Origin of the sequence: Myroides sp. LoEW2-1 (assembly GCF_009767705.1) — a bacterium.
Lineage (GTDB): Bacteria > Bacteroidota > Bacteroidia > Flavobacteriales > Flavobacteriaceae > Flavobacterium > Flavobacterium album_A.
Window position 1 is genome coordinate 25,467 of the sequence record NZ_WSPP01000119.1, and the last position, 6,613, is coordinate 32,079.

The window sequence follows — 6,613 nt, forward strand, 5'->3', positions numbered from 1 at the left end:
ATGAAATTTAGACAAATATATTTAGCTGTTTTATTAACAGTAATGAGCTTAACTGTTAGCTCTTGTCTTAGTGATGATAACGCAACTGAATTAACTCAGAATGCCGTTGTTTCTATGACATTTAAAGTTGATGATGTTAAGGAAATTAAAGAGTTAGAAGTCGAATTTACCGAGGTGAATACAGGGATGAAGACAATCGAAAAGGCTGAGAATACGCCTTATTTTTCAGTTGCGCTTCCAGTGGGATCCTACCGAATGTCTTCGGAAGGTATTGGTATTCTTGAGGATGGTGAAGAAGTAATTTTAGGTAGCAAAAACGAGATGCTTGATATTACAAGTCAAGTAACGAATGTGAATATCAAATTGACAGTTAAACAATTTACTGATGATTTTATTTTTGAAGAATTATTTTACACTGGTTTTCAGACCAATGAAGGAAAATCATACCAAACGGGTAGGTATTTTAAAATTGTCAATAATACAGATAGAGTGCTCTATGCAGATGGATTGTTAATCGCTCAATCTGACTTCATGACTACACGCGATAATAAAGAAACCCCATTCATTTTAGATGAGGCATTTGTTTGTCAATCTGTTATGATGCTACCTGGTAATGGAACGGACTATCCTGTTGAACCTGGTGACTTTATCGTTATTGCAGACAATGCACAGAATCACAACCTGCCCAATGTGGCTGGACCTGACTTAACAAAAGCTGACTTTGAGTTTCCAACTTTAGACGGTCCAAAAGTGCAGCCAGATAATCCAAGTGTACCAAACGTTGATGTAATTTATACAAAAATGAATTTTGGTATGTTTGTCATGCATGACCGTGGTTATACAGGTTATATTATTGCTCGTTTTCCTGATGGAGAAAGTGTTGATAGTTGGTTAAGTGAGCACAAGTATGACTATTCTTACTTGACTGGATCTGGAAAAGAGCAGAGTTTTAGTCGCTATAAAATTCCAAATAATTGGATATTAGATGGTGTGAATAATAGTATTCCTGATAAGCTGGAGCGTTTGGTTACAAGTGCTGGTATTGATAGTGGTTTTACTTACTGTGCAACATCGGATGGTGATAAGGGAAGATATGGTAAATCGGTGCGTAGAAAAGGTTTAGGACAGAATGAATTTGGAAGAGAAGTATATAAAGATACCAATAATTCATCAGTTGATTTTGTTCCCGAATCAAGAGCGTCTTTACTAGATGGAATTATTCACAATTAAAGAAGGACAAGATTGAAGAAGATTGTTGTAAATAGTATCAGTGGTTTATTTGTTTTTATCTTATCACTGCAGACTTACGCTCAGCACGTAGTTGCGGATAGTCTTTATATTAATAGAGAACTACAAACGAACGTGTACACTGAATTTGGAAAGGAGTTCTTTGCTAATCGCTCGTATATGTATTCGGCAATTCCCTTGTCGTATTCTGAATTGAATATGAATTATCAGTCTGATCGGAAAGATGCTTATTTGGTACAAGATGGTGATGGATTAGACGCTTTTAGTGTCAATACTTTTTCTTACCAAAGATTGAAAGGGAACAAAGTTATTTGGGGTGGTGCTTCATATAAGAATCAAAAGCAAAAGAATATGATGTGGAATGAAAATATGGATAGGCATATTTTGGGTCCTTATGTTGTAGGGGATTCTATTGGTGGTACGATGAAGCAAGATATTTATCACTTTAGTGGAGGTATTGCTAAGGAATGGCGGAAATTTACACTTGGTGCTGAGGTTACTTATACGGCAAAAAGCGGTTATAGGGAAGTGGATCCAAGACCTAAAAATACCGTTTCTGATTTGAAGGTGCACTTAGGTATTACCTATAATGTCTTTAAAGATTACGAGATTGGTGTATATACTCATTTGAATAAGTATTCACAAAACTCAAGTTTGAAGTTTGTAAACTTATTAGGTAAACCAATCGCTTATCATCTGACAGGCTTGGGATCTTATAATTACTATTTTAGCTCGGCTGTTGATATGACTAATTTATACGAAGGTTTTGGTTATGATGTTGGAGGTACCATTGCTAAGAATAAGGGGAAAGATTTTGTGATTCAAGGAGCTTTTGGCAAATTTCAAGTAGATAAAGGGATAGGCAGTTCTCCTGCAAAAGATATGTCTAAATTGGAAACCAAAAAGTATACAGTAAGTGCTGTTAAATACATTGATTTTGAACAACATCGCCTTGGAGCTAAAGTAAGTTACCTCTTGAGTGAATCGAGAGGAACAGAGTATTTTTATTCGAAAGTCGAAAAATTAGAGACCAAGATTGCAGAGAAAGAGTTGTATAAATTTGTACGCAGCGACATTTATACTTCTATTTTCTATCAGTATAGTACTGCTTTAAGTAGATTCACTGTTACTCCGCTATTTGGAGTGGAACAAACAGATGAAAAAAGAAGGGATACACAAGTTAAACAACGATTTACATATATTCATTTAGGTATTGAAGTAGATTATTTGAGAAGTATTAATACTTCAAGTACAATTAGTCTAAAACCGTATTTTAAGGTTAGAAACTTAAAAGAAACAACAGAAAGATTGAAAGAGTTCCACTATAGCCCTGCTATGAATCAATGGGTTAAACAGGACTATATGATTAACTCTGCAAATTATTTTAATTGTGGCTTAGTAGTTAGATATGATTTTAAAGTACAGAACTTACCTAATATTTTTGTACAAACTCAATTTGAACAGGTTAAATATAATGTGAATGAAACAAACAATTTCGTTAGTGCAACCTTAGGGGTTACATTTTAATGAATTGTTATTTAATAAAATAATTAATGAAAAAGATAGTTTATTTGTTATCTGGAGTCATGGCTTTTGGACTGGTTAGTTTTAGTTCTGAGTTTACAAGTGTTTTGTGGAGTGATACTCCTGATTACACTAAAATAGTGGAAATGTACAAGAAACCGATTAATGAGTGGCCGAAGCCAACGATTGATCCGGGAGTAGAGTGGAGTGAATTTTCAAGTATTAAAAGAGATACAGCTTATTTTGTAGATCAGGCTAAGCCAGAAGTATTGTTGGGAAGAATGTTGTTTTTCGATCCTAAGCTGTCTAAATCTAATCAAATATCTTGTAGTTCTTGTCACGATCCTGAAATGGGATGGACTGATAGACGTATGGTAGGATTAGGACATGATCATTTAAAAGGGGCACGCAATACACCTTCTTTGTATAATACAGCCGAGCGTACTTCTTATTTTTGGGATGGTAGAGCAAACTCTTTAGAAGAACAAGCAAATGGACCTTTGAGCGCTCATAATGAAATGGCAATGGACGTAGTTGAATTACCTGCAAAAATGAGTAAAATTGAAGGCTATAAAAAGTACTTTATTGATGCTTTTGGAGATGATAAAATTACATACGATCGAATTGTAGGTGCAATTGCCTCATTTCAACGTACAATTAAAAGTCAACCAAGTAGAGTAGATGCTTTCATGGATGGAAAATACAATGCCCTAACGGAAGATGAGATTTACGGAATGCATTTATTCAGAACGAAAGCTCGTTGTATGAATTGTCACCACGGACAGTACTTTACAGACGAATCCTTTCACAATATTGGTTTGACGTATTACAAACGTAAATTCGAAGACCTGGGAAGATATGTCGTAACTAATAATCCTGATGATGTAGGTAAGTTTAAAACTCCTGGACTTCGAGATTTGTTGAATACAAGACCTTGGATGCACAATGGTTTGTTCGATGACTTAGAAGGTATTGTGAATATGTATAATAGTGGGATGCATATGATTGATCCTAAGCCTGAGCAAAAATTAGCAGATCCTCTTTATCCTGTGACTGATTCTTTGATGAAGCCTTTAGAATTAAGTAAATCTGAAATAAAATCTTTAGTGTCTTTTCTTGAGGCACTGTCAGGTAGTAAGTTTAAGATGAGACGTCCTGAGTTTCCTATAGAATAGTAAGAAGGTGGTTATTTTAACTACCTTTTTTTGGCTGTAAACAGAGTTATCTTAAATCTTGCTTTGCTGTTAAGGATAAAATAGGAAAGGGATAGGATAAACTTCTATGGACATTGTTATTTCTCTATGGATAGAGCATGTACAGTCATTTATATCAAAAAAAGGTTTCTTACAATAAAGTGTAGAAACCTTTTTTTATGTAAATGCAAGAGCTATGACAAAAAGATTATAGTAAAATGTCTGTTATATCTTATTAAAAAAACGTACTATATCTGTTATTATTGTTAAATTAGAGGATATTTAAAGTTATAGTTATGTCGTTACAAATCTATCCAGAGTATCCTTTGGATGAGTTAGAACAATTATTGATAAATGGAGTAAAAGTTCCTTATGGTGAATTCTTAGTTTACAAGGATATAGTGGATGCGCTAAGTGATAGCCCTCACGATTGGTACGTGTGGTATAGTATGAAGTTGCCGTTCCACGATAATTCAATGATCAAGAGAGTAAAAGCAGATGCAGAGCTCGATTTTATTATTGTCTCTAAATTTGGAATTATTGTCATGGAGGTGAAGGGAGGAAATATTTCTGTTGATCAAGGCCGTTTTTGTTATAAAGATGGCAAACGAAAAAAGTGGTTGAACCAAAATCCATTTGAACAGGTTAAAGGATATAAGTATACTTTAATGAATAAGGTTTTTCCAAGCTTTAAGCATATTGCTTTTTGTGAAGCTGTTTCTTTTCCTACTACAATGATTCCCATTGAAAATACAATCTATGATTCTAAATTGATTTATAGTGAGTACACCAAAAGAAATAAATACAAGAATATTGAAAAGTTTTTAATGCACATTTATGATTATTCGAAACATAAATTAGAAAGTATTCATCCAATTCGCTTTTCCAATTTAACTCCTGGAGAGATTGAGACTATCGTCAATACTTTTAACCCTGTCGTATCGGATACAAATGTGTTCCAAAGTCGTGATTCTCTCGCTTGGTTGAAAGAACGCAATCTTGATATTTTGTATTCGCTATCTGAAAACCCAAGGCTAATGATTGAAGGTGCTCCTGGTACAGGTAAAACGACAATGGCAATGGCCTATGCTGAAATGCAAGTTGGTCGTAAAGGTATTTACTTGTGTTGGAATTTGCTTCTGTGTGGTTATAATGCTCAACGATTTAAGGAACTGAAAGTGAATATTGACTGTATGACATTTACGCAGTTCGTCATTGAGAATTTGCCAAATGTAAATGAGAGTGATTTGTATTATTTAGAACCAAGTAAGTTTGCTGCATATATTCGTGAAACAATTGACTACTTACAAGATAGTGGTAAATTGCCAAATTACGATTTTATGATTATTGACGAAGCGCAGGATCTATTCGATCGCAACTTACACTTGATGATGCATAAGTTATGTGGTGATCACAATGGAATGAAGCAAGGTAATATCATGTTGCTATATGACCTGGATCAAAGTTTTTCACTTTTCGGAAGGGATGTTACGGATTATGCTTATTTCTTGAAAGAGTATTTTACACACTTTAAACTTCACAAAGTTAGACGTAGTGCTCAAAAGACACAGATTAGGAAAATTGCTGAACATATACAGAGTCATCCTGAAGACTGGGATGATGTTACAACACATCATGAGTATGATGAAATTGAACTCAGGTCTTTTGATACTCGAGATGAATTGAAATATGCTATGGAGGAAATTATAAAGAATATAAATGACCCAAGTTCCTCTTTAATGGCAGAAGATGTTATTGTTCTCGTTCAAAGTAAAGTTTGGCAGCGTAAGAATAACGTTGCAGATTTGATATTGGAAATGGGAATGGAGGAGCTTACGATTGAGAACCTTAGTTTAAAGCCTAATAAACTTCAATATACTACTGCAGTTAAGTTTAAAGGACTGGAGCGTAAACACGTTATCTTAATTGTGGATAAACCTAATAAGTTGACGCCATATGAATGGTACATAGGTTGTACACGTGCTATTGAGAATTTGTGTATTTGGCAATTACATACTTATGAAGAACATGATGGAAATGGGGAAGATGCCTATAAACGCCGTAAAGCTTAAATCTGAAATATTGATTGAAAGACTACGGTGGTAGTATATCTGTGCAATTAGTTGGAAACGCGAAGTGTTTGCTTTAAAACTATTTAGTGTATGGTTGAAAATTGTAAGAATACTTGAGGCAAAAAGAATATAAGAAATCTCAGGGATATTATTTATGCTGTTTCTATTTTGGAAAATAGGATTAATGCTTTCTTTGTGAGATTGTCTAAAGGTGTTTTATCACCTGATTACAGTTTATGTAAAGATCTTCAATGGTTGTCTTATTAGAAGTATGATAGCGATTTCCTTTATCTGTAGATGGAGAACGGTATACTAAAGTTTGTTGAAGGAATTAAGTTTAAACTGCTTGTTCTTCCCATTCTCGCTATTAAAAGAAAGTTACTTAGAAGTATTTATTAGAAATTAGTATTTAATATTAAAGGGATAATGTAGTATAATGTCTCTACTTAGCTTTGTAACGATGGATGATTGAATAGGTATTGTAACAGTAGTTAAGGAAATAAGATTAGATATCGTAATAGGACATCTGTTCAAGTAAACTGAAAAGGCTTGACTATTTATATTGTCAATTAAAAC

4 protein-coding genes are annotated in these 6,613 nt (G+C 33.9%); all 4 read left to right on the forward strand.

The window, feature by feature from the left end:
- The 4 genes from GOQ24_RS08175 to GOQ24_RS08190 all read left to right on the forward strand — a co-directional run bounded on the left by GOQ24_RS08175 (position 1) and on the right by GOQ24_RS08190 (position 6,037).
- On the forward strand, positions 1-1,230 hold the full coding sequence (locus tag GOQ24_RS08175; protein WP_155091070.1) for a DUF4876 domain-containing protein: 1,230 nt from the start codon (positions 1-3) through the stop codon (positions 1,228-1,230).
- 12 nt (positions 1,231-1,242) lie between these two features.
- A complete protein-coding gene (locus tag GOQ24_RS08180) occupies positions 1,243-2,775 on the forward strand; it encodes a DUF6850 family outer membrane beta-barrel protein (protein ID WP_155091069.1) in 1,533 nt (510 codons plus the stop codon).
- 26 nt (positions 2,776-2,801) lie between these two features.
- Positions 2,802-3,947 (forward strand): cytochrome-c peroxidase, encoded by a 1,146-nt coding sequence (locus GOQ24_RS08185; protein ID WP_155091068.1) that lies wholly within the window; start codon positions 2,802-2,804, stop codon positions 3,945-3,947.
- 314 nt (positions 3,948-4,261) lie between these two features.
- Complete coding sequence (locus GOQ24_RS08190) at positions 4,262-6,037, forward strand: nuclease-related domain-containing DEAD/DEAH box helicase (RefSeq protein ID WP_155091067.1); 1,776 nt, start codon at positions 4,262-4,264, stop codon at positions 6,035-6,037.
- The last annotated feature ends 576 nt before the right edge of the window (positions 6,038-6,613 follow it).